The organism is Vibrio splendidus (assembly GCF_002873455.1).
In the GTDB taxonomy this organism is placed as follows: domain Bacteria; phylum Pseudomonadota; class Gammaproteobacteria; order Enterobacterales; family Vibrionaceae; genus Vibrio; species Vibrio splendidus_J.
On record NZ_MCUN01000010.1, the window covers coordinates 139,739 to 166,091 of the forward strand.

Genomic DNA, 26,353 nt, shown 5'->3' on the forward strand with positions numbered 1-26,353 from the left:
GATTTCAAGATAAATGAGTTATTGCACAACGGGTCACAAAACCGCGCTTCACGACTCCTTAATGTTTAACGAACTCTCTACATGCAAACTGTCCTTAGTTCTCAAAATCGAGCCTTTAGAAAAGAACAACGCATACATTGCAGGAATCACCAAGAGTACGACAGGTAACGAGAACAGCAGACCATAGCCTAGCGTCAGCGACATTGGCCCCATAAACACATCGGTTCCACCTAATCCATACGCCAAGGGGAGCAAGCCAGCCACCGTGGTCAGTGATGTCATCACAATCGGACGCAGACGACTAACCGCAGCTTGAGTCACGGCATCCATCACGTTCAGACCTTCGATTCTTAGTTCGTTGATTCGATTAATCAGCACCAAGGAATTATTGACCACAACCCCCGTCATCCCAAGTACACCAATCAATCCAAACAGAGACATTGGCTGCATGTGCACCACGAGTGCCATTAGTGAAGCCATAATCGCAAACGGGATAACCGCCATAATGAGCAGTGGTTGCAACAACGAATTGAACATTACCGCCAATACGAAGTAGATCGCGACCATAGCGACAGGGAACACCACCATAAAGCCACTCATGGTTTCATTGGTGCTTTCAGCTTCGCCGCCCACGTTAATAGTCACGCTCGATGGGTATTGACCTGTTAGCTCAGTGATTAGCTCATCGGCTAATGCGACAGGACTAATGCTCTCGTCAGACAGAGCGGCAGACACCGTCACTTCACGCTCACCGTTGTAATGCTTAATCAAACGCGGGATTTCTATCTGCTCAACCATTGCTAATCGGCTGAGCGGTACTTGCTGTCCGTCTGTCGTGTAAATTTTAGTGGTTTTCAGTTTCTCGATATCGCGGAACTGCTCGTCCAATACCACTCGAATATCGACTTCTTGATCACCAAGCCAAGTGGAAGTCACGCTATTACCATCAAACCCGACACGCAGCGCATTCGATAAATCGCTCACGGTTAGGTTGTATTTCGCCAACCAGTGATACTGAGGCACAATGTTCAACTGAGGATCTTTTAATGCCTCACTGTAATTAATACTGGTCACGCCTTGGTAGTCTTCTAGCCAAGCCATCACCAAATCAACGGTTTGATTACGTTCACTCTCTGTTCCACCCAGCACACGGACTTCGACTGGGTCACATGGAGGCGGGCCACCAGCATCAATCGAGAACTTAATGAACATGTCATCCGATAGCGCTGCCAACTCTTCATTGAGCGCCGTGATAATCTGTTCGGCTGAACGGGTGCGTTGGTCAAAGTTCGTTAGGTTGATGATGCCCTGCGATACCGGTGACGAGTAAATCAACTCATAACTAACCAGTTCCGTTTCCGGCAGAGATTCGATCGCTTGCTCGATAGACTGATGGGCGTTTCGCACTTTAGATAATGGAGTTCCCGCCTTTACTTCGGTGTAAATCTCAATGTATTTACCCGCTTCTGTTGGAAAGATATCCACTTTCAACGAAGACACTAAATAGCCAGATACCGCGAACCCAACGATGGCTAATGCGATCACCGATTTTTTGTAGTTCAGAGCCATATGCAGTAGGGAGCAGTAACGGTTTGAGATCCATTCAAATCGATCCTTTTCTTGTGTCTTTGAGTTGCTCTCTTTAGCCAAAGATAAATGTGCTGGCAGCGTCAAGGTACATTCAATGAATGAGAACACGAGCGCAGCAATAACGGTAATTGGAATCACCGCAACCGCCTTGCCCATGGTGCCTGGGATAAACATCATCGGGATAAACACCAAAGCCGTTGTCACTAGGCTCGCCATCAATGGTTTGATCACTTTTAAAGTACCCGACACCGCAGCATCGACACCTTTTTTGCCCGCTTCCTTTTCTTGAAAAATACTTTCGGCAATGATCACTGAATCATCAACGATAATACCGCTCACCAACAGCAATGCTGCCAATGTGATGCTGTCTAAGTTCAGCCCCATGATTGGCAGGACCATCATCACACCGAACACACAAAACGGAATCGAAACCGATACCCAGAAAGCGACACGTCGTTGCAGAATCATACTCAAGATCAGTAAAACCAACACCAAACCTATCGCATCATTGGTGGCCACGATAGAGAACTTCTCACCCATATCCTTACCAAGATCGAGGCTGGTCTGAAAAATGAACTGGTCGCCAATACGTTCGCTTTCTCTGTCTAACAAAGCTTTAATACTGTCGATGGTGGTAATGACATCCGCGCTACCACTGTTGGTGATAGAGAAAATCACCGCAGACTTCCCGCTCAGAACCGGGTCTTCAGTTGTTCGTGCGAAAGTATCAATCACCGTTGCTACATCTGACACACGAACGGCTTGACCAGAATCCAGCGCCTTAATCACGATGTTAGACACATCACCCGTCGACGCCACTTTAGTCATGGTGACGATCTTCTGCTCTTGGCTCCATGACTCTACAAAACCACCCGATTGCGATAGGTTGTGTTGCTCTATTGCAGTGCTGACATCATTGAACGTAACTTGATATCGGCGTGCTTTTTCAGGATCAACTTCAACCCAAAACTCACGCTCGTTAAAACCAGAAAGCTTGATAGAACCTACACCTCCAAGGTTGTTGATTCTCTTTTCTAGCTGATACGCGTAGTGTTGTAATGAGGCGGGATCAGTGTTGCTGTCTGATAAACTCACGCCAAAGTGATACACATCTAAAGAAGAGGTTTTCTGCTGAGTCACAACGGGGGGCGAGTCAATATCTTTCGGCAGGTTACCGACTCGGTCTACCGCTTGCTGAATATCTCGTAAGATCACAGCCGCGTCTTCACCGGGTAAATATTCGACCTCAATAAAAGAACGCCCTTCTGAAGATTCTGATGAAAAGTAGGCAATGCCATCCACAGAGCGAAGTTCTTTCTCTATCGGGTTAGTGATGTTCAATTCAATGTCTTGAGCTGTTGCGCCGGGATAGCTGGTTTCGATTTCCGCCGTGTCCATCGCAACATCTGGGTACTCTTGCAAGTTGAGTTGCATCAACGACATAACGCCGGTCAATAACACCATAACGGTGATGATACGAGCCAAAAATTGACGATTCGCAAAGTAAGCTAAAAAGTTCATCTCTACTGCCCTTTACCTTCGTTCGATACGATTGGATCCGTGGTGTTGTTCTGACGTGCGGTGTTGTTCTGAATAGAAAGATCCGTTGAGGCGTAAACCGACATACCTGGTTTAAACTGATGGCCTTGATTGGTGATCTCTACCAGCACTGGATAGGTCAGATTATGCATTTCTACACCAATACGCTGCACGTTCGCCTCCATTTTTATTTCTGGACTCGTTTCAGACCAAACCACCACTTCCTGACCAACTGTGAAGTGCTTTAAATCATATTCACTCGCCATGAAAGACAAGGTGACTTTGTCGATATTGACCACTTCATAGAGTAAATCCCCCTCACTCACCCAAGCACCCGATTGTGCGGATTTGTTAGAGATGTACCCTGAAATAATGGACTCAATTTGAGTATTATCGAGGTCAATCTGAGACTGTTGATAATCGATTTGAGCCACAGAAACTGAAGCTTTAGCACTTAAAAACTCAGCACGAGCAGTATCTAACTCCCCCATTGAAAGGCTGTTCTTTTTAATCAGTGCTTGATAGCGGTTATAAGTCGCTTTGCGTAACGCAAGATCCGCTTCGGCAAGTTCAAGGTTTGCTTTGGCCTTATTGACGCTAAACTTAAAATCATCGGCTTTGATCTGAGCGAGTATTTGTTGTTGGTTTACTGCGTCACCGACTTCAAGGTTATTCATCTCGACCACACCGGACACTTCTGCCACGACACTGTGTTTATTTAAACCCTGAACGTGGCCGATCAGTTCTGTTGCTTGAGTCGTTGAGACGCCGAGTAATGCCGCTAGCGCGATAACTTTAGTATTCATAATTCAACCTTCACCTATTGATGTGAACTATTGTTGAACTGGCTTTGTCGAATTAAAGTCGAAGTCGATTCGACATTGAAAAAGAATCTGATGAAGCTCCATTTTTTAATCAACGCTATCAATTAGACATAAATTCGACATAATTTTAGGTAGGCTACATTTTTTTTGTGAGTCGATGCTTTGATGGGAACAAACGTTTTGATGAGAGCAGATATTTTAATGGAGCAGATCGATGCTTGAACGCAGTCGTATTTTAGTAGTTGAAGACAATATCGAACTACAAGGCATTATTGCTGACTTCTTAGAGGTCAAAGAGGCTGTTACGGATTTTGCTTCCGATGGCGAACAAGGCTTCAAGCTAGCCATGAAAAACGACTTCGACGCAATCATCCTAGACATAATGCTGCCCAAGCTTGACGGTATACAAGTGGCTTCGAAACTGCGTCAAAATGGCATCACGACGCCTATCTTGATGCTAACAGCCTTGAACGGCCAAGAAGATCTATTAAGCGGCTTTGATTCCGGCGCCGATGACTTTGTCACTAAACCGTTTAAATTTCCAGAACTGGAAGCTCGTCTTTGCGCGCTCATCAAACGTAATAAAGGCTTGGTTGCTCAAAAGACCTTAAGCTTTGGCGAAGTGACGATTGATGAGAAAACACACACCGCTTCAAGAGGCGGACAAACGCTCACTCTGACTCCTATCTTGTTTCAGATCCTGAGAGAATTGGTGAAAGCTCAAGGTGGCGTCGTGTCACGTGAAAGCCTAATCTACATGCTTTGGGGCGATGACATCCCAGACAAAGATGTACTTCGTAGCCATATCTATTTGTTAAGGAATGTCCTCGATAAGCCATTCAACTTTCCTATGTTGAAGACGATTCCTAAACACGGTTTTCAATTGATCCTATCAGTAAGTGAGCCGCAATAAACATGAAGATTCGAACCAAGCTAGGCAACTCCATCGAGGATGTCAGGATCCGCACCATGCGTACCTTTGCTGTCATCGCTCTAGTCTCTTCGTGCGTTATATTTTTTGTGTTCTCACTTCGTCTAGTCTGGCAGGAAGAAGCTCAAATAGAGAATCACCTCAAGTCATTCAAAGGGGTGGCAGAGCAATTCTACAAACGCCTTTCACCCGAAGGTAGCCTAAAGCTCTCGGACAACGTGACGGCTTATTATGGTGAAGGCGACTTTACCGAACAACTCAAAAAACTACCGCCTATGGCACTGGATACAGTGGATCGCCAACGTTTTGAAATAAGACTCTCTGAAAAAGACATTCTTATTCCCGGCGTGGTCGTCTATCACTTTTCCTTCGAAGACCAAGGCAAAAACATTCCGACTTACATCGCCATCAGCTCTTTTGATATGGATCTGTGGGACGACAGTTGGGGCGTATTGATGGCAATTTCGACTCTGTTGATGATCGGACTGATCATAGTATTGCGGATTACCCTCAAGCGGGTATTTGACCAACTGATGGCGCCCATTTCAGACCTCAGTACTCAACTCAGCAGGCATGAGTCTGACAACTTCCATGTCCCGACGCATACCGTTGATGAATTGCAGATGCTCACCTCACACCTCAATAGCTACTCAAAGATGAAAGACCGCCTATCAAAGCAAGAGATGATGTTCGCGAAGTACGCGAGCCATGAATTGAAAACACCGATCGCGATTGTGACTGGCGCTGCCGAATTGCAAGCAATGAAGCCTAGCGACCTAGCATTTCAAACCAAACAACGTAATCGTATTCTCGGCGCAGCCAATGGCATGAGTTCCACCGTTGAGGTGTTATTGAGCATTGTTAAACAAGAGAACTCTTCAACCGAAAAAACATTCACCGCTATCGACGATGCCACTATCGACTTATCAAAGTACCACTCAATGCTTGCCTCTGGCGTTGAGTTGATGTTAAACGTTGAACCAAACACCACGCTTAATATGCCGTTGCCATTGGTGAATATGGTGTTGAAGAACTACATTGAAAACGCGATTAGATTTACCACGCAAGGTGAAATCACGGTGACCATCAACTCAAACATGATTTCGGTTTCAGATACCGGCTCAGGGTTGAGTGATGATACAAAAACTGAACACGGCCTTGGCCTAATCATCGTCAAACGTATCGGAGACAGTTACGGCTGGACATCAACTCTAACTGATAACGCGCATTCAGACTCGACAACAAAAACTTGTGGCTGCACTGCGACCTTTGCTCGAAACGATGTATAAAAACGGCGTCTATTCAAAAGCGGCTGTTACAAGAAACAGCGTATACAAAAAAGGACATCAAGTGATGTCCTTTTTTAATGAATCTAAGGAATGAATTATTCCGCCTTTCCTTTTACACCACACCCTTTAATCACTAGCTGGGTGATGAACTCAGCGGCATCTTCATAGTCTCTATCATCGAGCTGCTCTTTCTGCATTACGCTGCAAATCTGCCAACCAAAATCGGCGTAGGTTTGGGTGGCTGCCCAGATGGTAAACATCAGGTGGTGTGCAGGAACGTCATCCATTAAGCCTTGTGCTGACCACGTTGAGAACTTATCAATAATCATCTGTGATTGCTTATACAGCTCGTCACCAATCTCTTTCGGCAGCACTTTCGCGCCCGACATCACTTCATTGGCAAATACTTTAGAGGCATGTGGATGGTCACGAGAAATAATCAGTTTGGTTTGAATATATTGAGATAAAGCTTCAACAGGATCGCTCAGCTCTTCAATCGGACGAGATGCTTCTAGTAAGGGCTGAGTGACGGTTTCAAGCACAGCATTGTAGAGCTTATCTTTAGAGCTGAAATAGTAGAATACGTTAGGTTTGGGAATGTCGGCCGCTTTTGCGATGTCAGCCATTTTTGTTGCGGCATAACCATGAGTGGCGAATTGTTCACACGCGACTTCGATGATTAAATCTTGATTCTTTTGTCTGATCCTAGACATATTGCATCCTTTACAGCTCGTTACTAAAATCATAGTAATCAACGTGCTTCATTAGTCCAGCAGATAATCTCAGAACTCAAGGTCACCGCATTGATAACAATAAAATGGCCGCTCTATTTGTTAAGAAGCGACCATTCCATACTGTGTTTTTAAACTGTTCAAGTTAAAGAATCAATATTGCGCGGAAGTCATTCACATTGGTCAGCGTCGGCCCTGTGGTAAGAAGCACATCGACTTGCTTGAAGAAATCGTAGCTATTGTTGGCATCGAGATAGTCCTGCGCTTTAAGCGACAGGCTCGAACCTTGTTGCCATGTTTGTGGGGTAATCCACGCGCCCGCATTGTCCTCCACGCCATCAATCCCGTCGGTATCAGCAGCCAATGCAAATATGTTGTCTTGGCCTTTAAGCTCGTTATATAGGCTCAACAAGAACTCACAGTTACGCCCACCGCGACCATTTCCCTTAACGGTTACTGTGGTTTCGCCACCGGAAAGTATCACGCAAGGCGTCTCAAATGGGTGCTTATGATTGGCCACTTGCTTAGCCAGCGCAGCGTGAACCTTGGCGACATCTCGTGCCTCTCCCTCTATACAATCACTCAACACATAAGCCGGAATGCCTAAGCCTTCAGCTTCTGCTGCAGCGGATTCCAATGCCGACATCGGGGTCGCAATAATGTGGTGTTCGGCGTTCTTCCAACAGACGTCATCCGGCTTTACGGTTTCTGACTCTGGATTATTTAACCATTCAAATGCCGAGCGTGGTGTTTCTATTTGGTAACGTTCTAAAATTGCCATCGCATCAAAACGTGTGGTGGTGTCGGGTACAGTCGGACCTGATGCAATCACACTAATGTCATCACCCGGCACATCTGAAATCGCCAGTGACACAACCCTTGCAGGATACGCCGCTTTGGCGAGTCGACCGCCTTTTATCGAAGATAGATGTTTGCGAACACAATTCATCTCATCAATGGCAGCGCCTGATTTGAGCAGCGCCTTATTGATTTGTTGCTTCTCTGCCAAGCTGATGTCGCCACCGGGCAGACTTAACAAAGCGGAACCGCCCCCCGACAGTAGGCAAATCACCGTATCGTCAGCAGACAAGCCACTCACCAATTGCAGCATACGTTGGCTTACTTCTAAGCCCATCGCATCTGGCACAGGGTGCGCCGCTTCAATCACTTCGATATGTTGGCAAGGGGCGGTGTGTTCGTAGCGGGTCACCACCAAGCCTTCAAGATCACGCAGTGCAAGATCTTGTTGTTTCTTTGTCTGCCAACCCGCTTCAAGCTCAGCTGCCATTGATGCGGCCGCTTTTCCTGCTCCTATCACCACAGTACGCCCGGCTTGATTAGCAGAGCGATAGAAAATGTCTTGAGGAAGAAAAGGTTCGATGTGATTTTTAGGTAGCGCCTGATTAACAGCACTTGAGAAAAGGGTTTGTAGAAACTGCTTAGCATCAATGTCCATCAGCCACTCCTTAGTTGACGGAGAAAAAAAGAACCCCGATACAAGGCCAAAGGGTGCCTGCTAAGATCAAGTTGGAAAGGAACAACTTCAACCTCTGCCTCGTATCAGGAACGCGTATAAAAGGAGACGAAACTACGCGATTTATAAACAAACTGTTGGGCTAAGAATCGATAGCAGCCCTAATTAATTAACGAATCGAGTGATCAGAACGTTTCTCAATCGCTTGGATAAGCGCAGAGTGGTCCCAACCTTCACCGCCCATTTCGGCACACTCGCCAAACAGCTCTTGTGCATTTGCCGTGTTCGGTAGCGCGACACCTAATTCTTGTGCGCCCGTTAGCGCAAGATTCAGGTCTTTCTGGTGAAGTGAGATTCTAAAGCCAGGATCAAATGTGCCTTCAACCATACGCTCGCCATGCACTTCCAAGATCTTAGAGTTAGCAAAACCGCCCAATAGCGCCTGACGTACACGTGCAGGATCAGCGCCTGCTTTCGAAGCAAAGACTAACGCCTCTGACACGGCTTCGATATTCAGAGCAACAATGATCTGGTTCGCCACCTTACAGGTTTGACCCGCACCGTTGTCGCCTACTAGCGTGATGTTCTTGCCCATGATTTCAAATAGAGGTCGCGCTTTATCGAAGGCGTCTTGCTCACCGCCCACCATGATAGTCAGCGCTGCATTGATCGCGCCTACTTCACCACCTGAAACCGGAGCATCAAGGTATGACGCCCCGCCTTCGTTGATTCGCGCTGCGATTGCTTTGGTCGCGATTGGCGAGATCGAACTCATGTCGATAACCAGTTTCCCCGTTGCGCCACCCGCCGTTAGGCCTTTCTCGACGCCGTTGTCACCAAACAGGACATCTTCAACTTGTGGTGTATTCGGCACCATTAGGATAATGATATCTGCTGCTTCAGCCGCTTCCGCTGGTGAATGACAGACCGTTGCGCCCGCTGCCACAAGGTCGGCAGGTGCTGCATTAAAGTGATCCGACAGAATCAAATCGTGACCTGCTTTTTGAAGGTTACTCGCCATAGGTTTACCCATGATGCCAGTTCCGATAAATGCAATTTTAGACATGTTGTTCTCCTTAACGTTTGAGGGTTACCAGACGCAATTAACGGTACTGGTGTAGCCAACCAAGGCCTTCTGTCGTCGTTGTTTTTGGCTTGTATTCGCAGCCAACCCAGCCTTGATAGCCAAGCTCATCAAGATAATTGAGCACGAATGGGTAATTGATTTCACCAGTACCCGGTTCGTGTCGGCCTGGGTTATCCGCCAGTTGCACGTGTGCGATTTGGCCAATGTTTTGTTGCATGGTCGGCGTAAGATCGCCTTCCATAATTTGCATGTGATAAATATCGTATTGGATAGAAAGGTTATCGCTCCCTACCTCTTTGATGATCGCTTTGGCTTGCTCAGTCGTGTTCAAGAAGAAGCCCGGAATATCACGGGTATTGATCGCTTCAATCACTAGGCTAATGCCTTCTGCTGCTAGCGCGTTTGCCGCGTAATGCAGGTTAATCACAAACGCCGATTGCGCATCTTGTTGGGTCACACCTTGCGGAACAATCCCGGCTAAGCAATTCACTTGAGTACAACCGAGTGCTTTTGCGTAAGCGATGGCTTTAGGTACACCCGCTTGAAATTCTTCAACTCGTGCTGGGTCGACCGCGATACCACGGTCGCCAGCGTCCCAATCACCCGCGGGCAAATTAAATAGCACTTGCTCTAGGTTATTAGCGTCGAGCTTTGCTTTGATTGCCTGAGCATCAAAGGCGTAAGGGAAAAGATATTCCACACCTTGAAAGCCCGCTTCTGCAGCGGCCTCAAAGCGATCTATAAAATCAACTTCCGTGAATAACATTGACAAGTTTGCTGCAAATTTTGCCATGACTCTGTCCTTATTCTTTATCTGTAAAAATCTGGTTGTTTGTAGTAAAGCCTCGCTCTATCGGAGGCTTGCCGTAGAGCTAAACCTCAGCTCTACGGATACACATGACTTAATGATTACTTGTACGCTAGTGCCGTTGGAGCATCGCCGCGGCTTTCGGCAAGTGGCTCAAATTCGTTGATGGCGTTGATCTCTACGCCCATCGCAATATTGGTCACTCGCTCAAGAATCAGCTCAACAACAACCGGTACTTTATGCTTATTCATCAACTCTTTGGCTTGTTCAAACGCAGCGGCAATTTGCTCTGGTTCACGAACTCGAATCGCCTTACAGCCTAAACCTTCAACAACCGCGACATGGTCAACACCGTAGCCTTCAAGTTCTGGCGCATTCTGGTTATCGAACGCCAGTTGTACACAATAATCGATATCAAACTGGCGCTGTGCTTGGCGAATCAAACCTAGATACGAGTTGTTCACCAACACATGAATGTATGGCAGGTTGAATTGAGCACCTACTGCCAGTTCTTCGATCATAAATTGGAAATCGTAATCACCAGAGATGGCAACGATATCGCGATCAGGATCAGCCGCTCTTACACCCAATGCGGCTGGTGTTGTCCAACCTAGTGGGCCTGCTTGACCACAGTTGATCCAGTTACACGGCTTATAAACATGCAGGAACTGAGCGGCAGCGATTTGCGACAAACCAATGGTGCTCACATAGCAAGTATCACGACCAAATGCCTTGTTCATCTCTTCATAAACACGCATAGGTTTCATTGGTGCTTCATCGAAATTGGTTTTACGCAGCATGGTCGATTTGCGTTCCTGACACTCACTTGCCCAAGCATTTCGGTTCGGCAGTTTGCCAGCATCACGCCACTCTTGCGCCACTTCAACCATTAGCTCTAGTGCTGCTTTCGCATCAGAAACAATACCTAAGTCGGGGCAGAACACGCGGCCGATTTGGGTTGGTTCAATATCAACGTGAACAAACTTACGACCTTCGGTGTAAACATCCACAGAGCCGGTATGACGGTTGGCCCAACGGTTACCGACACCAAACACAAAATCAGAGTTGAGCATGGTTTCGTTACCGTAACGGTGAGACGTTTGTAGCCCCACCATACCCGCCATTAAATCATGATCATCTGGGATAGAGCCCCAGCCCATCAAGGTTGGAATCACAGGAACACCAGTGATCTCGGCAAACTGTTGCAACAATTCAGATGCGCCAGCGTTAATCACGCCACCACCCGATACAATCAACGGTTTTTCCGATTGAGACATCATAGTTAATGCTTTCTCAACCTGCGCGCGAGTTGCTTGCGGTTTGTAAGGTTCTAGTGGTTCATAGGTATCGATATCAAACTCAATCTCAGCCAGCTGAACATCAATCGGTAGATCAATCAGGATTGGTCCCGGGCGACCCGAACGCATCAAATGAAAGGCTTTTTGAAATGCGCGTGGCACTTGTGCAGGTTCCAGTACCGTGGTTGCCCACTTGGTCACAGGCTTGGCGATAGATTCAATGTCGACCGCTTGGAAATCTTCTTTGTGAAGACGAGCACGGGGCGCTTGGCCTGTGATGCATAGAATTGGAATCGAATCGGCAGACGCAGAATAAAGACCCGTGATCATGTCCGTTCCCGCAGGGCCAGAGGTACCAATACACACACCTATATTGTCTTGATTAGTACGCGTGTACCCTTCAGCCATATGGGATGCACCCTCTACGTGACGAGCTAAGACGTGGTCGATTCCTCCGAGCTTTTTCATAGCCGCATACATAGGGTTTATTGCTGCGCCGGGAACACCAAATGCGATGTCTACACCTTCACGTTTAAGCACTTCTACCGCTGCTTCAATCGCTTTCATAATTGCCATTCGAACCTCCAGTTCAGATTGCATACAATTAAACTAACTTTTGTGTACTATGAACCATCCTCGCTATTTATCAACCCCAGAATGAAACAATTTTGTTACATCAACCCATCACATTAAGTACGCACTCATCCTGAAAAGCTTACAATTCATTGCTTTACATAAAATATCTTTACGTAAAAATAAATTACAAAAAGATCAAATGATAAATAAATGTTAAATACAGTTTGCTTGTTTACAATTTCTACCATATAAATACCCTTAAAAAGAACATTTTGCATACAAAACTACATCGTATTGTGTAAAGGAGACAAGCAATGATGAATGACGTGAAAGAGAGAGAAGATGTGCTGTGTATGCAGGTACTTGGGAAGATGGACAACTCCGAGTACAAAGAGATCTTGTCTAAAGATGCATTAAAGTTCTTAGAAGCCCTTGTTAATAAGTTTGGAGATCGCCGTCATGCCCTGCTAAGTGACCGCGACATAAAACAAGCTCAATATGACGAGGGTGAGTTACCCAACTTCAGAAAAGACACCGTTTCCATTCGTCAGAATAAAGAGTGGAAGGTAGCAACACCGCCACCAGAGCTACTGGATCGCCGCGTAGAGATCACCGGCCCTATCGAAAGAAAAATGGTGATCAACGCGCTAAACTCAGGCGCGAAAGTCTTCATGTGCTGTTTTGAAGATGCGTCTTCCCCGACTTGGGCCAATATGGTCGAAGGGCAAATCAACTTAAGAGACGCCAACCTTGGCACCATTAGCTACTTCGATGAGAAGAAGCAGAAGCGTTACCAATTAAACGACGATCCTGCACTGCTAATCGCTCGTCCACGTGGTATTCATTTGCCAGAGCAGTCTATCCAATTCAACAATCAGCCTATCGGCGGTTGCTTAATGGACTTCGCCTTATACTTTTTCCACAACTATCAATCACGTGCACAACAAGGTTTAGGGGTTTACTACTACATTCCCAAACTTGAGAGTATGGAAGAAGCACAGTGGTGGGACGATATTTTCAGCTTCACCGAAAACTATTTCCACGTACCCAAAGGCACCATTCGTGCGACAGTTTTGATTGAGACACTTCCAGCTGTATTCCAAATGGAAGAGATCTTGTATGCAATGCGCGATCATATCGTAGCGATGAATTGTGGCCGTTGGGATTACATCTTTAGCTACATCAAAACGCTGAAAAACCATAAAGACCGCATCCTGCCTGACCGCCACGGGATCGGCATGGATCAAGAGTTTCTAAATGCCTACAGCCAGCTGTTGGTACGTACTTGTCACGCTCGCGGTGCACTGGCGATGGGTGGTATGTCGGCCTTTATTCCAGCAAAAGATCCGCAAGAAATGGCGCGTGTAACCGCCAAAGTTATCGAAGACAAACAGAGAGAATCTCAAAATGGACACGATGGCACATGGGTCGCGCACCCTGCACTGGTTGATTTGGCAATGTCGATCTTTGATAAGCACTTAGATGGCGAAGTAAACCAAATGGATTTCCAAAGCCCAGAGCATGTGATCAATGCAGACTCATTGCTAAAACCTTGTGAAGGCAGCCGTGACGAAGCGGGTGTTCGTAAGAATGTCCGCATCGCGCTGTATTACATCGAAGCTTGGATTCAAGGCTACGGCTGTGTGCCTATCTACGGACTAATGGAAGATGCCGCCACCGCAGAGATCTCAAGAGCCAATATCTGGCAATGGATCCACCATGGGGTAAAACTCGATGACGGCCAAATCTTTACCAAACAACTGTTCCACTCTTGGCTTTACCAGGAATTAGACACGATAAAACATGAAGTCGGTGACTCGCGCTACGCAGCAGGTCGATTTGAAGAGACAGCTAATCTTTTCTATCAACTTTCTACAGCCAAAGAGTTCGCTGCCTTCCTAACTTTACCCAGCTATGGGCTATTACAAGAGTCCAGTTAGGACTCTTGTACCGAGCTGAATCAGTCAATGATTATTCACAACAGAGTAATGATTGGCTGACTTAGCTTGGTACACGGCCCCTTGAAAAACTAGGAGATAACATGGGAAGTTTGACTCTACAACAAGCGTTAACCATCATTGATGGCACCTTAAAAGCAGGAAGCAAGATCCACACAGAACCTTTGACGGTCGCCGTCTTAGACAGCGGTGGCAAGCTGATTTCTCTGCAACGTCAAGACGGCTCTAGCATGATGCGACCAGACATCGCGATTGCTAAAGCGTGGGGGGCACTCGCACTAGGTTGTTCCTCTAGAAAACTCGCCCAAGATGCTGACAACCGACCAGCATTCATCTCCGCCGTTAACGTGCTGGCACACGGAAACATGGTGCCAGTGCCAGGGGGGCTACTGATTCGAGATAAAGATAAAACGGTATTGGGTGCTATCGGCGTGAGCGGTGACATTTCAGACATTGATGAAAGCTGCGCCATCAACGGCATTGGCTGTGCAGAGCTGTTTAGCGACGAGATGCTGCAAGCTTAACTAGCCAACTCGCTGTACTTGAAGTTCTTAGACAGGAATAAAAAACCGAAGCCAGATAGCTTCGGTTTTTTTATGAATCTAAAGGAAGATCAGCAAAACTACTCGTAAGCGCTCAACCATGTTTTTAACAGTTGGTTGGTGTTCTTCTTCTGGCTCGCAGACAGAGATTTAACCAGCTTTTTCTGCATTTCAACATGCTCAGTCATCATTTGGTCAATCAAAATCAAACCATCTTTGGTTAACTGAACACTCACGCTACGTCTGTCTTCTTTGCTGTGCTCACGGCTGATCAGCCCTTTGGCTTCTAGCTTATCAAGGCGATTGGTCATCGCACCTGATGTCAGCATCATCGAACCTATAAGCTCAGAGGGAGTGAGTCGGTAAGGCTTTCCAGAACGTCGCAACGTCGCCAGCACATCAAACTCACCCAGCTTCATGTCGTATTTTTTATGAAGCTCGGCAACTTGCGTCTCCATATACTTGGCAATACGCATAATCCGGCCCATCATTGCCATAGGCTCAGTTTCTAATTCGGGCTTTTCCTTTGCCCATTGCTCTACAACGCGGTCGATAGCATCCATTTGCAATCTAGCTCCGTGATTAGTCTTGTTTACTTCAAACTAGTTTAACATAAAGATACTTTACAACCACTAGTTCTCAGTATACAGTTCACACAATAGTTATCTTAACGTAAAGATATTTTAAATGAACATATTATTAGCAATGATCCCCGCGTTCTTTTGGGGAACAACCTATGCAGTGACGCAATTTACGCTACAGGAGTGGCCACCATTATTATTGGGTGCTTTGCGTGCGTTACCTGCTGGTTTGTTATTGCTAGCGGTAAAGCCAACACTGCCTAAAAAAGGCGAGTGGCAGATCATTTTCACACTGGGCCTTATCAATATCGCGACCTTCTTTGGCTTGATCTTCGTAATGGCGTTAACGCTGCCTTCGGCAATCTCTGGCGTGGGCATGATCTCTGTGCCTGTATTTGCGATGATCTTTCACTGGGTAGTGAAAAAGCAGCGCCCGCATCTAATTCAAGCCCTTTCTGGTATTGGCTTGATCACCTTAGCGTGGATACTGTTTAACCCAAGCCAAATCGTATTAAACCCGATCGGTTTAGGTGCCATGTTCGCCGCAATCATGTGTATTGTCATCGGCAGCAGCATTACCAAGTCACTAGGTAACCGCATGCACTGGTGGAAGGTGTTAACGTGGCAACTGATTTTGGGTGGTACGATTTTGTCTGTTGCGTCTGGCGTTCATGCGTTCATCGACCCGCAGCCTTATGTTAACGCTGTCACTCATTTCGATACTCGTAATGCTATGGGGTTGATGTGGGTGATTGGACTAAATACGGCACTTGGTTACGGCATGTATGTGTGGTTACTACAACGTATGTCAGTGGTTGATTTCACGTTCGGTGGCATCGCAAACCCAGTAGCTGGGATCGTGACAGGCATGGTGTTGATGGATGAATCCTTTACTCCAGTCCAGTATTCATTAATGACCGGCATGATCGTGATGTCGCTGCTGCCGCAACTTATCCTTGCGGTAAGACAAACCAAAACGGTCAAACCCATTACGCAGTAAAAGATTTAGGTTGTTACTTATAAACCCGCCAAGTGCGGGTTTTTCTTTACAGGCATCACACCTATATAAAATATGTATTTGTTCTCGTACCGACCCAACCTTATAGTTAAATAACTAATAATAAGGTGCTCAATATGGCAAAAGACTTGTTTTCTAGCTTAGATTTAAATCTACTGCGAACTTTTATGATCCTGCATCAAGAGCGGAATATGCGCAAAGCATCCGAACGTTTGTTCGTATCTCAACCGGCGATCAGTAAAGCTCTACAAAGATTGCGCGATCATTTTGGCGATGAGCTATTTGTAAAAACGCACCACGGATTACGTGCAACTGATCACGCGACTATGCTAGCGGAAAGCATTTCACCAATACTTGATGAACTTTCTTTCGCTATCAATAACAGCAATGATTTTAATCCCGCTGAACTACAAGGAGTGGTCAAAGTCGCATTGTCCCCATATTTGCTGTCGTCTCTTTCAAGTAAGCTCTTTAAAGCCATTCGTTCTGAAGCACCGCTAGTACAAATTCAGCTATTGAATTGGTCAGGCACAACCATGACCGACATTATTAATGATGAAGTTTACATAGGGTTGAACTACGAGATTAACCATGCCCCTAAAGAACTACTGCAAAAGCCTATCGCACAAGATACTTTCAAAGGGTATGTCAGGAAAGATCACCCATACGAAAAAGAATTTTTAGAAATTAAAGACGGAGTAAATTTTGAATTAGCTTCAGTGATTGCGGTTGATTGGAATTCACACCAGTCACAAGCAGAGAAAATACTCAAAGTAAAAGGGTTGAAAGCAAACATTGGTTTCCGTTCAGAATTACCGTCTGCAGTTATTGATGTCGTCAAAAACTCAGACATGTTATTCCCAGCATCTAAATTCCTAGATATTGAACAAGAAACCTCATTAAGAGCCATCAAGTTGCTGTTTGATAGTAGCTATTACGAACCAACGGTTTGTGCGTACTATCATCACAAAAACCGAAATAGCCCAATGACGCTGTGGTTGAGGAAAATACTTGAATCACAACTCAATAATAACCAGTAGTTATCACCCTCTTTACTCTGTTTCATTAATAACTCATCGTTAAGGCCTCTATTCTTTTAAGAGATTAGAGGCTTTTTTGTTCAGTCCATATACTTCTCTCATCGGCTAGGAACGCCACATAACACTGCAAGAAGCAAACTTTGTTCCTAACAATTATTTGAGAGTAAACCATGAAACTAAAATTACTGAGCGCTGCTATTGCGGCAACATTCCTTGCTGGTTGTTCTTCTTCTGGTTCAAGTAGCAATCCACCAGCAGCTCAAGATGGGATTGCAGATGTTACTTACTTCCAAGGCGAAAACTTGGACGCAGCTCGTGTAGTCGGTGATGAAGGCAACTACAACGCATTAATTATTCGTGATATATCGAGTGAAAATGGTGAAACAACCACTTTAGTTTTAATTGATGGCAACCTGTATCACATTGAAGATGGTGTTGTTACTGATAACGACCACAATGAAATTGGTCACATCGAAAATCAAGGCGACCAAATCGTGTTTAACGGCGTGGTAAACGGTGAAAAAGTCGAAGTTACACTTACGGTTGTCGATGGACGTTTGATTGCAGATTCTGTTGTTATTGAAACACCACCAAAGTGGGGGGACGAAGGCGCAAGCTCAATTAAGTTAATTCCTGTTGATGGAAAAACACTGATTTTTGTTGGAGACGAACTAATCGGCTCAGTTAGTGATGATGGTTACGTTATCAAGGATGGACAAATTGTAGGTGAATTCAAAGGTAGTTCCGACGAAGGCACCGTGACACTGTACAACGGGACATCCCTCAATTACTCAGTATCGACTGAAACTACCATTGTCACCGTACACAAAGACGGAATGATCTACACATGGGATAGTGCGACAGGAGACACTAATGTATCTATTGATGGCGATACTGACAACGGCTGGGGTTTAACAGATCCTGACTACGGAGTTGGCTTCGAATTCGAAATGGTTGACGATAATAAACTCGTTGTCACTTTAGGTGCGAGTGAAGTAACAATTACTGATACAGCTACCGGTGTCATTATATCAGGAGATGAAGGCCGCAGCACTGTTTCTGTAAAGACAGTGAACGCTTACAAAGAAGCAATGACTCATCTAACAAAAGAAGAACAGAAATTCCTGGCACTTGCGTTTATTGCCAATGAAGGTGCTGGTGCCATCAATGAAGATATGCGAGTGAAAGCTTGGACTGTAACTAAAGAGATGACGAAAGAGTGGTCTCAAGACAACAAGCTAGCCATGTTGAAAATCGCGAACATTGAAATGGATCTTCAAGGCAATTCTTTGGGCTACTACTTATTAACTGGTGAAAAGAAAACTGTAGATGAACTTCGCACGGCTGCGAAAGGAGCTATCTCAGACGCAGTTAATGACTGGATTCCTGCAAAGCCAAATCTAACCGCTGAGCAAAAAGCAGAACTAAAACAGAAAGTTCAATCACTTTCACAAGAGCAACGTCAGCAAATCAAACAAGCTGTAAAAGACCGTGTTAGCCGCGGCTAAATAAAACAGTGAATAAAAGCAAAGGAGCCGCTTTCTAAGTGGCTCCTTTTTGTTTGAACCAAGGTTGAAAGTGAAATGAAACGAATATCTTTGGCAATGGCTATGCTGGTGACACTCAGTGTTTCCGCTAACGACCACCAGCTACAACAACTGAGCTACCATGAACCTAGCCTCAGCTTCCAAACCGCTAAGGCTGGTGATACTTGGGTCGGCACGGTATCAGGCGTGATTCAAGCGACCGATGGGATAAACATTAATGCAGAGATCGACAGCGAAGGCTACCTTGAGCTTGGAACTGGCTATGGCTTAGTCTTAGGGCAATTTTACACCGAAGCTTTCGTTAGCTATGGCCGCGCTGACCTTATTGATATCTATGACGTTGGTATTTTTAGCGGAACGGCGCTTTCAGAAAATATCATGTTGTTTGCCAACACTTCGCATGAATGGCGGAAATTCTCGCTAGCCGATCTTCACGATGCGAATCGCGAATGGAAAAACACCATAGGTACGAGCTATTCACCTTCCAAGCACATGAGTTTTTCCTACTCTTTCAGCCATGACCGCCAATTAACGGGTTCAAAAGGTTATTACAACAGCCAAGACGTCACTTTTACGCTGAAACCCAAATGGGTGGAACCTTATGTGAAATATACATTCGGCCAAAAACGCGTTAGCCCGGGAGACATATTTCGTTCTGATGGCAGCGTTGAGCTAGGCTTCAACCTTCGTTTTTAGTTTACCGTTTCGTGTGGTAGCTCTCTCCCCTTTACGATCTGTTTGAGTAAAGGGGGCTTTTTACTTCATGTAATAACCTTTCCAATCAGTTGCGAATACCGTAATCAACTTAAATCAATTTCGCCGCTTCTTCCTCTGTTTTAACTTTCCATCATTCAACAAAAACCCCACAAAGAATGACGACTTTACTTTAACTATCTAAAGTGAATTTATTTTCTATAAAATAATTATATTAGAGATTTAATTTCCACAGAAAACTTTAATTATAGATAAAAAGGCAAAACTTTTCTCCGACTACCTTTCTATACTGTGACACGTCATTAAGGCGCTACAAGCCTATGATTTAAAATAATTATTAATGAGTAGTCACCATGAATTCGAAGTCGCTAACTATCTTGCTTTTTGTCTCTGTTTGCTTAATTTGGGGAACCACTTGGTTCGCTATGGAAGTAGCATTGCATTCTATCCCACCTATTTTTGCTACTGCGTTGCGCTTTTTACTTGCAGCACCTCTGCTTGCGGTATTGGCGAAAGTCTTCAACCAACCTCTGCTGTTCCCTAAAGGTAAGCGCCAATGGCTGCTTATTGTTGCGCTGATGTATTTCGCGATTCCGTTTACGTTGATGATCTATGGTGAGCAATACATCTCTTCTGGTTTAGCGTCGATCATCTTTGCCAACATGCCGGTCGCTGTGATGCTGATGTCTGGCTTATTCTTAGGTCTACGACTGGCGAAGCACCAGATATTCGGTTTGATTACTGCTGTTGTGAGCCTATGTTTAATCCTTGGCAACGAAATGCAAATGGGTGGCGATGACTACGTAATTGGCACGGTTTGCTTAGGCCTTGCTGTTGCGATTCACGCAGTGATGTATGTATTAGTTCAAAAGCACTGCAAAGGCATTGAAGTACTGACCTACAACGCCGTACCGAGCCTAATTGCAGCTCTATTCTTATTTGCCGTATCAGCTATGGGCGAGAACGTAAATGTTGAATCTTTCACTTGGGATTCAATCTCAGCTGTGGTGTACCTAGGCTTTGTCGCGAGTGTTGGCGGCATTGTTGCTTACTTTAAATTAGGTCAGGTTTCGACACCTTTCCAAGCTTCTATCTGCTTCCTCATTTTCCCTGTAGTTGCTCTACTTATCTCTTGCTACGCCAATGGTGAAGTTCTGTCTGAACAGTCATTGTTTATGATGATTCCCCTACTTTGCGGCATCTTACTCACCAAGGCACCAAAGGGAATTTTCAAGCTGCGTACAGAATTAAAAACGGTAAGAAACTGATCCGACTGAAATCTGTTTAGCGGATTAGAGAGACCCATCCCACATATACAAAAAAGCTCCAATATCACTATTGGCGCTTTTTGTTTATTTCATAAGATCGAGACCAACATTAGCGCCAGCTAAGCACCCGAACTTCATTTCCCTCTTTTGGCTTCTTAGGAATGTTTAAAGACAACGCCAAAGAAACCACTGCCATTGCTGCACCAATGTAAAAAACTGTCGCTGGAGAAGACAACCAAATCACACCAAACACGACCGGAATAACAACCGCTGCAATATGGTTGATGGTGAAAGAGACACCAGCGGTTGAAGCCATATCAGCAGGGTCTGCAATTTTCTGGAAGTAGGTTTTGATCGCCAATGCCAACACAAAGAACAGATGATCGACAACATACAGCGCGGCTGCCCACTCCGCCGTTTGTACTAAAGCATACCCAACGAACACACCAATCAAGCCGACATACTCGAAGATCAGCGCCTTGCGCTCGCCAACTACACCGATAAATCGACCGATACGTTTAGCAAACAAGAAATTAAACAGGTAGTTAATTAAGAATAGTAATGTGATATCTGCTGCTGAGTAACCAAATTTCTCTACCATCAAGAAGCCTGCAAATACCGTGAAGATTTGTCTTCTTGCGCCACTCATAAACGTTAGCGCGTAATAGAGCCAGTAACGCTTCCTCAACACCAGTTTTTTATTTTGCTGGGTCTTGGTTTGAAACTCAGGGAAACCAAAGGTCATCATCAATACTAAAATGAAACCGATGCCCCCAGTGATGCCATAAACCCATGCAAAATCAAGCTTGAGCTGCTCTAACATCACCCAAATTGATCCATAAGTGATTAATGATGCCAATGCACCGACCGAAATCATCTTACCCAACATCTCTGGTGCTTCTTCTTTATTCAGCCATTGCAGTGACAAAGACTGCTTCAGCGTTTCAAAATAGTGAAAACCCGTCGACATCAAAATCGTAGTCAGCAACAAGCCTGTGAGTGTAGGAAATAAACCGGTAATCGCGGTGCCCACAGTGAGCATAGCCAACGATATCAACATGAAGCGTTGCTCACGAATGAAAGCCAGCACAAACACCACCGTAAACGCTAAGAAGCCAGGAATCTCACGAACGCTTTGCAATAGGCCTATATCCGAACCATCAAAGTTCGCTTTCTCAATCACGAAGTTATTAAGTAGAGCCATCCAGCTCGAAAACGCGATAGGGACAACAATCGAAATCAGTAACAAAAAGTTTTGCGGCGTTTTCCAATTCGTAACAGGTTCACTCATGAGTAGAATTTCCTTATCATTAATCCAACATCATACTCTCGTTTCATTAGAATCAACAAATGATTAACTCGGCATTTACAAGATGAGCAACGAAACCTTTGATAGTAAAATTCGAATGTGGCGGTAAACGAGGAGGCTTTAAATGTCGAAAAGATATGAATTACACCATATCGACCTTAATCGGTGATTGAGTAGCATTTATTCGGTGTACATAATGCATCCTCATAGCTCTACAATGACTGAAGACTGAATGGGTATTATAGATAAGCAGCAAGAACGAAAAAATCCTCATAGAAGAATTCTATGAGGATCTGTTTTCTTAACTTACAAAGTAGCAACCCTGAAAGGAATCAGGTTTACTTTTAAATCAAAAGTAGAACTTTAAACCTGTTACCCCAGACCATTGTTCAGATTCTTTATAAGTTTTATAGCTTGCACCTAACTCAATCGCAAAAAAATCAGTAAAGTTTATCTCGCCCATTAGCGAGTATTTATTCATCGTATTTTTATCAACGTAAGAGTAACGATAACTAGGAGTAAAAGTCAGAAAGCTAATTGGGGTATATTTGAAACCAACATGCGCAGAAGGAGCATATTCACTAAACTCAAATTTGCGTCGCTCTGCATCGATACGATTTACGCCAACAGATAAAAAAGGCACGACTCCATTGACATAGTTACCGTTAAACCCTAATCCAGCATAATGATCTCTAAACTGAGTTTTTCCGGTGCTCATCCCAGAGAATTCAGTTTCCACGAATACATTGTTGGTCAATGAGAAAGATAATGAAGCATATGCGCCCACAAGGTCTTGTTCTTCTTTCTCTGAAAACTTGGATCCTAAATATTGGTCCAAACCTTCATTTTGCCCACCTTGAAGGCCAAAACTGAAACTATTAAAGTAATTCTGCTCAGCATGCGCGAAACTAGAAAGCATGATAGGTAACGCAATGATTATTTTACTTATTTTTTTCATTATACATCCAGATATACATTTTATAAATCAAGGCTAAAGTACAACTTAGTTAGGGTGTATTCAATGATATTTTGTATGTTTTTACATTAAACTCTATTAACAACCAGTCGCAATTTTAAACATAATTTAACAACATGGACATTTTGTTAATAACCACTCACGACTAGACTTAATTTTCTTTATTTAAGGGAATTAACAGACACTGGTAAGATGTGCGACCAGTAAATATTAGATAGAAATCCAACTGAATATAAAATTTATTAAATTCACTTTCATTAAATTATATGTTTAATGAAGAAATCAAAGAATCCACCTACAGCGTTGAACTATCAATGGTGAGAGAATCACTTATTAACATCAAATAGAATGACGTAATAAATACTATTTTCGATATTTATTTACGTCACAGTTTCATTTAATCGATAATGAATAGTACAATAAAAAATTCAACGCCAACAAAACCCAAGGTTTTAGCCATGCTCACTCGAATATCGGTCATTACTACTAGCTGTATTTTCATGTTATGGATAAATACAGCCTATGCTGATAATGAAAAATACCTCCCCCTAGATAGAAGTTGTTCTAGTATCGTTTGTAAGCATTCGATAGAAAATACTAACTTCCAGTACGATAAAGAGGAAAACCTCGTATTCTCTTCGGAAAAAACTTCCAACATCGATAAGATATCATCATCTTTATACGTCATTTTGGAGAATAAAGAGGACAAAAATAATAATGATATAGACACCATGTTGGATGTAGTAGAACTTTGGGAGGAGTAAAGATCAGGAGGAAATTTCACACAACAACTTACCTTGAATTCCGATAAGGTAAATAGGTTCAAAGAACACCAAAAAAGGCAATATCTAAAACAGAAAAGCGCAATACAACACTTAAGTAATACCACGCTTTTAATTTCAGATAGAACTAGTAGCAAGGAAAAAAGTCAACCAAACACATAAGTTGACTTCCTAGCTCAACAAAAAATGTTCCCCTTCCATTGAACTATTAGGTTTACAGCGCCTTATAAAAAGTCACCCACTCGCCTCGCTCTAAACCACTCACATGTACCCCAGAGATACCACTCGAGGTCGTTGCGTTAGTTGGAGAAAACGAGAGGTTTACATTTTTAAATTTGTCGGAGATTTCACTTTCCATTCCTGTTTGAGAAAGAATGTAGCCCAAGTTGGTAGAATTCCAGCTTGAGTTTCCACCGTCTTCCCACTTTTTGAGGAGTTCTTTGGTCACCAACTGACTGCCAACCTTGAGAGCCGGGCCGCTGATATTTCGGAACTGATAATAGTCCGCCCCCGAAGAAGTTAACGCAATCACCTTATCTTCTAACACATACAAAGACTTGATGGCATTGTTACTCAGAGACTCTGTTACAAGTAAGGTTCTCGCCATGTTATCAACAATATAAAGAGCACTTGCTGTGGTAATAGCACTGGTTTTTCCGTCTCGCGATGTCGCTATCTTGCTAATAGCAGAATCAACGGTCAGATCCCCAAGTACGGTTTGTTGTATCGAGTTAGACACCCACTCAACCTTATTGCTATCCAACCCCAACAATATCTGCTGATTTACGACAATATTGGCTGTTTTAAGGTTTAACTTATCAATCGTCATCTTAGTGGATAGGTTAGCCGTATCGATAACTTCTGCCGCTAAATTACTGTTTGAAAAGTAATTCTTATAAACAATTAATGCTTCACTTTCGTCATAAGATGACATGACTTGAGGTGAAGAAGCTTTCAATGCGTGACTCCAGCTTTTCATATCAAGCTTATTAGCACTTAGCAATTTGAGTTCTTGCTGTGAGTATATCGAGCTTCCGGTATTTTTAATCGCCAGTAACGAACCACTTTGTAACAGAGGAACCACTGCTGCGAAGTTATCATTGATGCACGACTCACTCGATTTAGTCGGCACGGCTGGATTAGGTTTTGGAATGGGTGGAAGCGTACCTCCACTACGACTGCTGTATGTATCAATCGCAAAAGCCTTCACGCCAATATTGTTATTATTCGAACCATTGAGGCTTGTGAGGAAAACACCATTAGCGCCTTGGCTATTACAAATATCACTCGATGTGGGTGAGACGTAAGCGGTCGGTTTGTAAACCTTGTATGCCTGAACACCATTTAGCGCAGGAACTAACTGAATGATTTCACTCGAATCTACCGGTATTTCTCCGCCTCCAGTGCCACCTCCGTGATCGTCATCATAATCATCATCATCATCATGGTCATGGTCATGGTCATGGTCGTCATAATCATCGTCGTCGTGCGAACGGATACTAACCAGACCAGAAACAGCTTGAGATGCAGGGTCACCATTGATTGTCACCGGCTTATTGCGTGAAGAACTATCAATTTGCATAACCACATCATTAGCCGTTAAAAACACAATTTGACTGCTCGCTGGATTCAGAGCTATCGACTTCGCACCAGACAATTGCGGTACCGATTGTGAACCGCGAACAACCAAAGAATCTTCAATTTGTAGATGCCGAGAAACCGTACCAGCAACGTCAATATTAGATAAGTCTAAAGTTTTATGTTCTATCATCAAGTCGAGAGCATGAGCAATGTTTGTATAAGAAGACTGCTTACCTTCACTCTGTGCCTTTTTCAAAGAATTTAGCAATAAATCAGATGAATCTTTAGGGCCATAGGTGGTATCGAGCGTACTGAAATTGATACCAACATGATCGCCTAACTTACTTTGAAGCGACGCTTTTGCTTGTTCAATATCGTTGCTTACGCCGGGATTAAACATCATCTCACTATGAATCAAGGTCGTGAAAGGTGTGACCAATTCCATATTGGGAGAAGCGGTCAAAATTGCACCATCATCTTGCCTCTGTTTCGCGTACCCAGAAACCTCTTCTAGCTCTTTCTCTTGGTCACTACATAAACCGTTCAGATCTGCATCAGCGCACACTGATGAATCTAAAAACGCATAGCCTGAAGCTGTAGACCCAACGGGATTTTCGCTATCAGAACTGCCTCCGCATCCTGAGATCATCAAGGCACTAGAGATTGCTAGTGACAATTTGCATATTAAGAATTTATTGTGCATTTTTTCGACCGATTCACCTAGTTTATCATTGGATGGATAGTATTTAATTTGGCCATTAAATCACTTAACGAAATAAAAGATCAAATGATATTGATAATAACTATCATTTAAATTACTATTCTTCGCCTTTCTTATGGGTAATTTATAAATTATTTGGAGTTCAGGTGGTAAGAAATCCATACAAATT

Annotated in this window: 20 protein-coding genes; 9 read left to right on the forward strand and 11 right to left on the reverse strand. The window is 44.1% G+C overall.

Annotated elements, in window-relative coordinates; all coding sequences use genetic code 11:
- Positions 1-48: 48 nt before the first annotated feature.
- Together BCU75_RS09710 and BCU75_RS09715 are read right to left on the reverse strand one after the other, a co-directional pair.
- Positions 49-3,111 carry an efflux RND transporter permease subunit gene (locus tag BCU75_RS09710; RefSeq protein ID WP_102473709.1) on the reverse strand — a complete coding sequence of 1,021 codons (3,063 nt, stop codon included), beginning with the start codon at positions 3,109-3,111 and terminating at the stop codon, positions 49-51.
- A gap of 2 nt (positions 3,112-3,113) precedes the next feature.
- The gene (locus BCU75_RS09715) at positions 3,114-3,935 is read right to left on the reverse strand and encodes an efflux RND transporter periplasmic adaptor subunit (protein WP_102473710.1); all 822 of its coding nucleotides are present in this window, start codon (positions 3,933-3,935) and stop codon (positions 3,114-3,116) included.
- Between the two features lie 232 nt (positions 3,936-4,167).
- Here BCU75_RS09715 and BCU75_RS09720 point away from each other — a divergent pair, with 232 nt between their 5' ends.
- Together BCU75_RS09720 and BCU75_RS09725 are read left to right on the forward strand one after the other, a co-directional pair.
- Positions 4,168-4,866 (forward strand): response regulator transcription factor, encoded by a 699-nt coding sequence (locus tag BCU75_RS09720; RefSeq protein ID WP_102473711.1) that lies wholly within the window; start codon positions 4,168-4,170, stop codon positions 4,864-4,866.
- 56 nt (positions 4,867-4,922) lie between these two features.
- Positions 4,923-6,173 carry an ATP-binding protein gene (locus tag BCU75_RS09725; RefSeq protein ID WP_102473712.1) on the forward strand — a complete coding sequence of 417 codons (1,251 nt, stop codon included), beginning with the start codon at positions 4,923-4,925 and terminating at the stop codon, positions 6,171-6,173.
- Between the two features lie 95 nt (positions 6,174-6,268).
- Here BCU75_RS09725 and BCU75_RS09730 read toward each other — a convergent pair whose 3' ends face one another.
- The 5 genes from BCU75_RS09730 to gcl all read right to left on the reverse strand — a co-directional run bounded on the left by BCU75_RS09730 (position 6,269) and on the right by gcl (position 12,147).
- The gene (locus BCU75_RS09730; protein WP_102473713.1) at positions 6,269-6,886 is read right to left on the reverse strand and encodes a TetR/AcrR family transcriptional regulator; all 618 of its coding nucleotides are present in this window, start codon (positions 6,884-6,886) and stop codon (positions 6,269-6,271) included.
- Between the two features lie 163 nt (positions 6,887-7,049).
- On the reverse strand, positions 7,050-8,360 hold the full coding sequence (locus tag BCU75_RS09735) for a glycerate kinase type-2 family protein (RefSeq protein ID WP_102473714.1): 1,311 nt from the start codon (positions 8,358-8,360) through the stop codon (positions 7,050-7,052).
- Positions 8,361-8,547: 187 nt separating this feature from the next.
- Positions 8,548-9,444: a 2-hydroxy-3-oxopropionate reductase gene (locus BCU75_RS09740; RefSeq protein WP_017111423.1), complete on the reverse strand. Its 897-nt coding sequence runs from the start codon at positions 9,442-9,444 to the stop codon at positions 8,548-8,550.
- Positions 9,445-9,481: 37 nt separating this feature from the next.
- Positions 9,482-10,258: a hydroxypyruvate isomerase gene (gene hyi / locus BCU75_RS09745; protein ID WP_102473715.1), complete on the reverse strand. Its 777-nt coding sequence runs from the start codon at positions 10,256-10,258 to the stop codon at positions 9,482-9,484.
- A 116-nt stretch (positions 10,259-10,374) separates the two neighbouring features.
- Entirely contained in the window at positions 10,375-12,147 is a 1,773-nt protein-coding gene (gcl, locus tag BCU75_RS09750; RefSeq protein ID WP_102473716.1) for a glyoxylate carboligase, read from the reverse strand.
- A 314-nt stretch (positions 12,148-12,461) separates the two neighbouring features.
- On the opposite strand from gcl, the gene aceB reads away from it, so the two are divergent.
- On the forward strand, positions 12,462-14,087 hold the full coding sequence (gene aceB, locus BCU75_RS09755; protein WP_102473717.1) for a malate synthase A: 1,626 nt from the start codon (positions 12,462-12,464) through the stop codon (positions 14,085-14,087).
- 101 nt (positions 14,088-14,188) lie between these two features.
- Positions 14,189-14,629, forward strand: a complete 441-nt coding sequence (locus BCU75_RS09760) for a GlcG/HbpS family heme-binding protein (RefSeq protein WP_016795812.1) — start codon at positions 14,189-14,191, stop codon at positions 14,627-14,629.
- 98 nt (positions 14,630-14,727) lie between these two features.
- Here the strand turns inward: BCU75_RS09760 and BCU75_RS09765 are convergent, their stop codons facing one another.
- Entirely contained in the window at positions 14,728-15,210 is a 483-nt protein-coding gene (locus BCU75_RS09765) for a MarR family winged helix-turn-helix transcriptional regulator (protein WP_017054932.1), read from the reverse strand.
- Between the two features lie 124 nt (positions 15,211-15,334).
- On the opposite strand from BCU75_RS09765, the gene BCU75_RS09770 reads away from it, so the two are divergent.
- From BCU75_RS09770 to BCU75_RS09790, 5 genes are all read left to right on the forward strand, one after another.
- Entirely contained in the window at positions 15,335-16,228 is an 894-nt protein-coding gene (locus BCU75_RS09770) for a DMT family transporter (protein WP_102473718.1), read from the forward strand.
- Positions 16,229-16,362: 134 nt separating this feature from the next.
- Positions 16,363-17,286, forward strand: coding sequence for a LysR family transcriptional regulator (locus BCU75_RS09775; RefSeq protein ID WP_065206413.1), 924 nt, complete (start codon positions 16,363-16,365; stop codon positions 17,284-17,286).
- Positions 17,287-17,456: 170 nt separating this feature from the next.
- On the forward strand, positions 17,457-18,794 hold the full coding sequence (locus BCU75_RS24560) for a hypothetical protein (RefSeq protein WP_241905369.1): 1,338 nt from the start codon (positions 17,457-17,459) through the stop codon (positions 18,792-18,794).
- A gap of 75 nt (positions 18,795-18,869) precedes the next feature.
- Positions 18,870-19,529 (forward strand): hypothetical protein, encoded by a 660-nt coding sequence (locus BCU75_RS09785; RefSeq protein ID WP_198593413.1) that lies wholly within the window; start codon positions 18,870-18,872, stop codon positions 19,527-19,529.
- 371 nt (positions 19,530-19,900) lie between these two features.
- Complete coding sequence (locus BCU75_RS09790) at positions 19,901-20,815, forward strand: DMT family transporter (RefSeq protein ID WP_102473719.1); 915 nt, start codon at positions 19,901-19,903, stop codon at positions 20,813-20,815.
- A gap of 109 nt (positions 20,816-20,924) precedes the next feature.
- On the opposite strand, the gene BCU75_RS09795 is transcribed toward BCU75_RS09790, so the two are convergent.
- From BCU75_RS09795 to BCU75_RS09810, 3 genes are all read right to left on the reverse strand, one after another.
- Positions 20,925-22,106, reverse strand: a complete 1,182-nt coding sequence (locus tag BCU75_RS09795) for an MFS transporter (protein WP_102473720.1) — start codon at positions 22,104-22,106, stop codon at positions 20,925-20,927.
- A 367-nt stretch (positions 22,107-22,473) separates the two neighbouring features.
- Positions 22,474-23,082 (reverse strand): hypothetical protein, encoded by a 609-nt coding sequence (locus BCU75_RS09800; protein ID WP_102473721.1) that lies wholly within the window; start codon positions 23,080-23,082, stop codon positions 22,474-22,476.
- A 1,014-nt stretch (positions 23,083-24,096) separates the two neighbouring features.
- Entirely contained in the window at positions 24,097-26,112 is a 2,016-nt protein-coding gene (locus tag BCU75_RS09810) for a hypothetical protein (RefSeq protein ID WP_102473723.1), read from the reverse strand.
- Positions 26,113-26,353: the final 241 nt, after the last annotated feature.

Coding starts and splice junctions, on each gene's coding strand:
- BCU75_RS09800 (WP_102473721.1), bottom strand. CDS start 23,082: ATGAAAAAAATAAGTAAAATAATCATTGCGTTACCTATCATGCTTTCT.
- BCU75_RS09790 (WP_102473719.1), top strand. CDS start 19,901: ATGAATTCGAAGTCGCTAACTATCTTGCTTTTTGTCTCTGTTTGCTTA.
- BCU75_RS09785 (WP_198593413.1), top strand. CDS start 18,870: ATGAAACGAATATCTTTGGCAATGGCTATGCTGGTGACACTCAGTGTT.
- gcl (WP_102473716.1), bottom strand. CDS start 12,147: ATGGCAATTATGAAAGCGATTGAAGCAGCGGTAGAAGTGCTTAAACGT.
- BCU75_RS09770 (WP_102473718.1), top strand. CDS start 15,335: ATGAACATATTATTAGCAATGATCCCCGCGTTCTTTTGGGGAACAACC.
- BCU75_RS09810 (WP_102473723.1), bottom strand. CDS start 26,112: ATGATCTCAGGATGCGGAGGCAGTTCTGATAGCGAAAATCCCGTTGGG.
- BCU75_RS09765 (WP_017054932.1), bottom strand. CDS start 15,210: ATGGATGCTATCGACCGCGTTGTAGAGCAATGGGCAAAGGAAAAGCCC.
- BCU75_RS09795 (WP_102473720.1), bottom strand. CDS start 22,106: ATGAGTGAACCTGTTACGAATTGGAAAACGCCGCAAAACTTTTTGTTA.
- BCU75_RS09775 (WP_065206413.1), top strand. CDS start 16,363: ATGGCAAAAGACTTGTTTTCTAGCTTAGATTTAAATCTACTGCGAACT.
- hyi (WP_102473715.1), bottom strand. CDS start 10,258: ATGGCAAAATTTGCAGCAAACTTGTCAATGTTATTCACGGAAGTTGAT.
- BCU75_RS09715 (WP_102473710.1), bottom strand. CDS start 3,935: ATGAATACTAAAGTTATCGCGCTAGCGGCATTACTCGGCGTCTCAACG.
- BCU75_RS09730 (WP_102473713.1), bottom strand. CDS start 6,886: ATGTCTAGGATCAGACAAAAGAATCAAGATTTAATCATCGAAGTCGCG.
- BCU75_RS09760 (WP_016795812.1), top strand. CDS start 14,189: ATGGGAAGTTTGACTCTACAACAAGCGTTAACCATCATTGATGGCACC.
- BCU75_RS09725 (WP_102473712.1), top strand. CDS start 4,923: ATGCGTACCTTTGCTGTCATCGCTCTAGTCTCTTCGTGCGTTATATTT.
- BCU75_RS09740 (WP_017111423.1), bottom strand. CDS start 9,444: ATGTCTAAAATTGCATTTATCGGAACTGGCATCATGGGTAAACCTATG.
- BCU75_RS09720 (WP_102473711.1), top strand. CDS start 4,168: ATGCTTGAACGCAGTCGTATTTTAGTAGTTGAAGACAATATCGAACTA.
- aceB (WP_102473717.1), top strand. CDS start 12,462: ATGATGAATGACGTGAAAGAGAGAGAAGATGTGCTGTGTATGCAGGTA.
- BCU75_RS24560 (WP_241905369.1), top strand. CDS start 17,457: ATGAAACTAAAATTACTGAGCGCTGCTATTGCGGCAACATTCCTTGCT.
- BCU75_RS09735 (WP_102473714.1), bottom strand. CDS start 8,360: ATGGACATTGATGCTAAGCAGTTTCTACAAACCCTTTTCTCAAGTGCT.
- BCU75_RS09710 (WP_102473709.1), bottom strand. CDS start 3,111: ATGAACTTTTTAGCTTACTTTGCGAATCGTCAATTTTTGGCTCGTATC.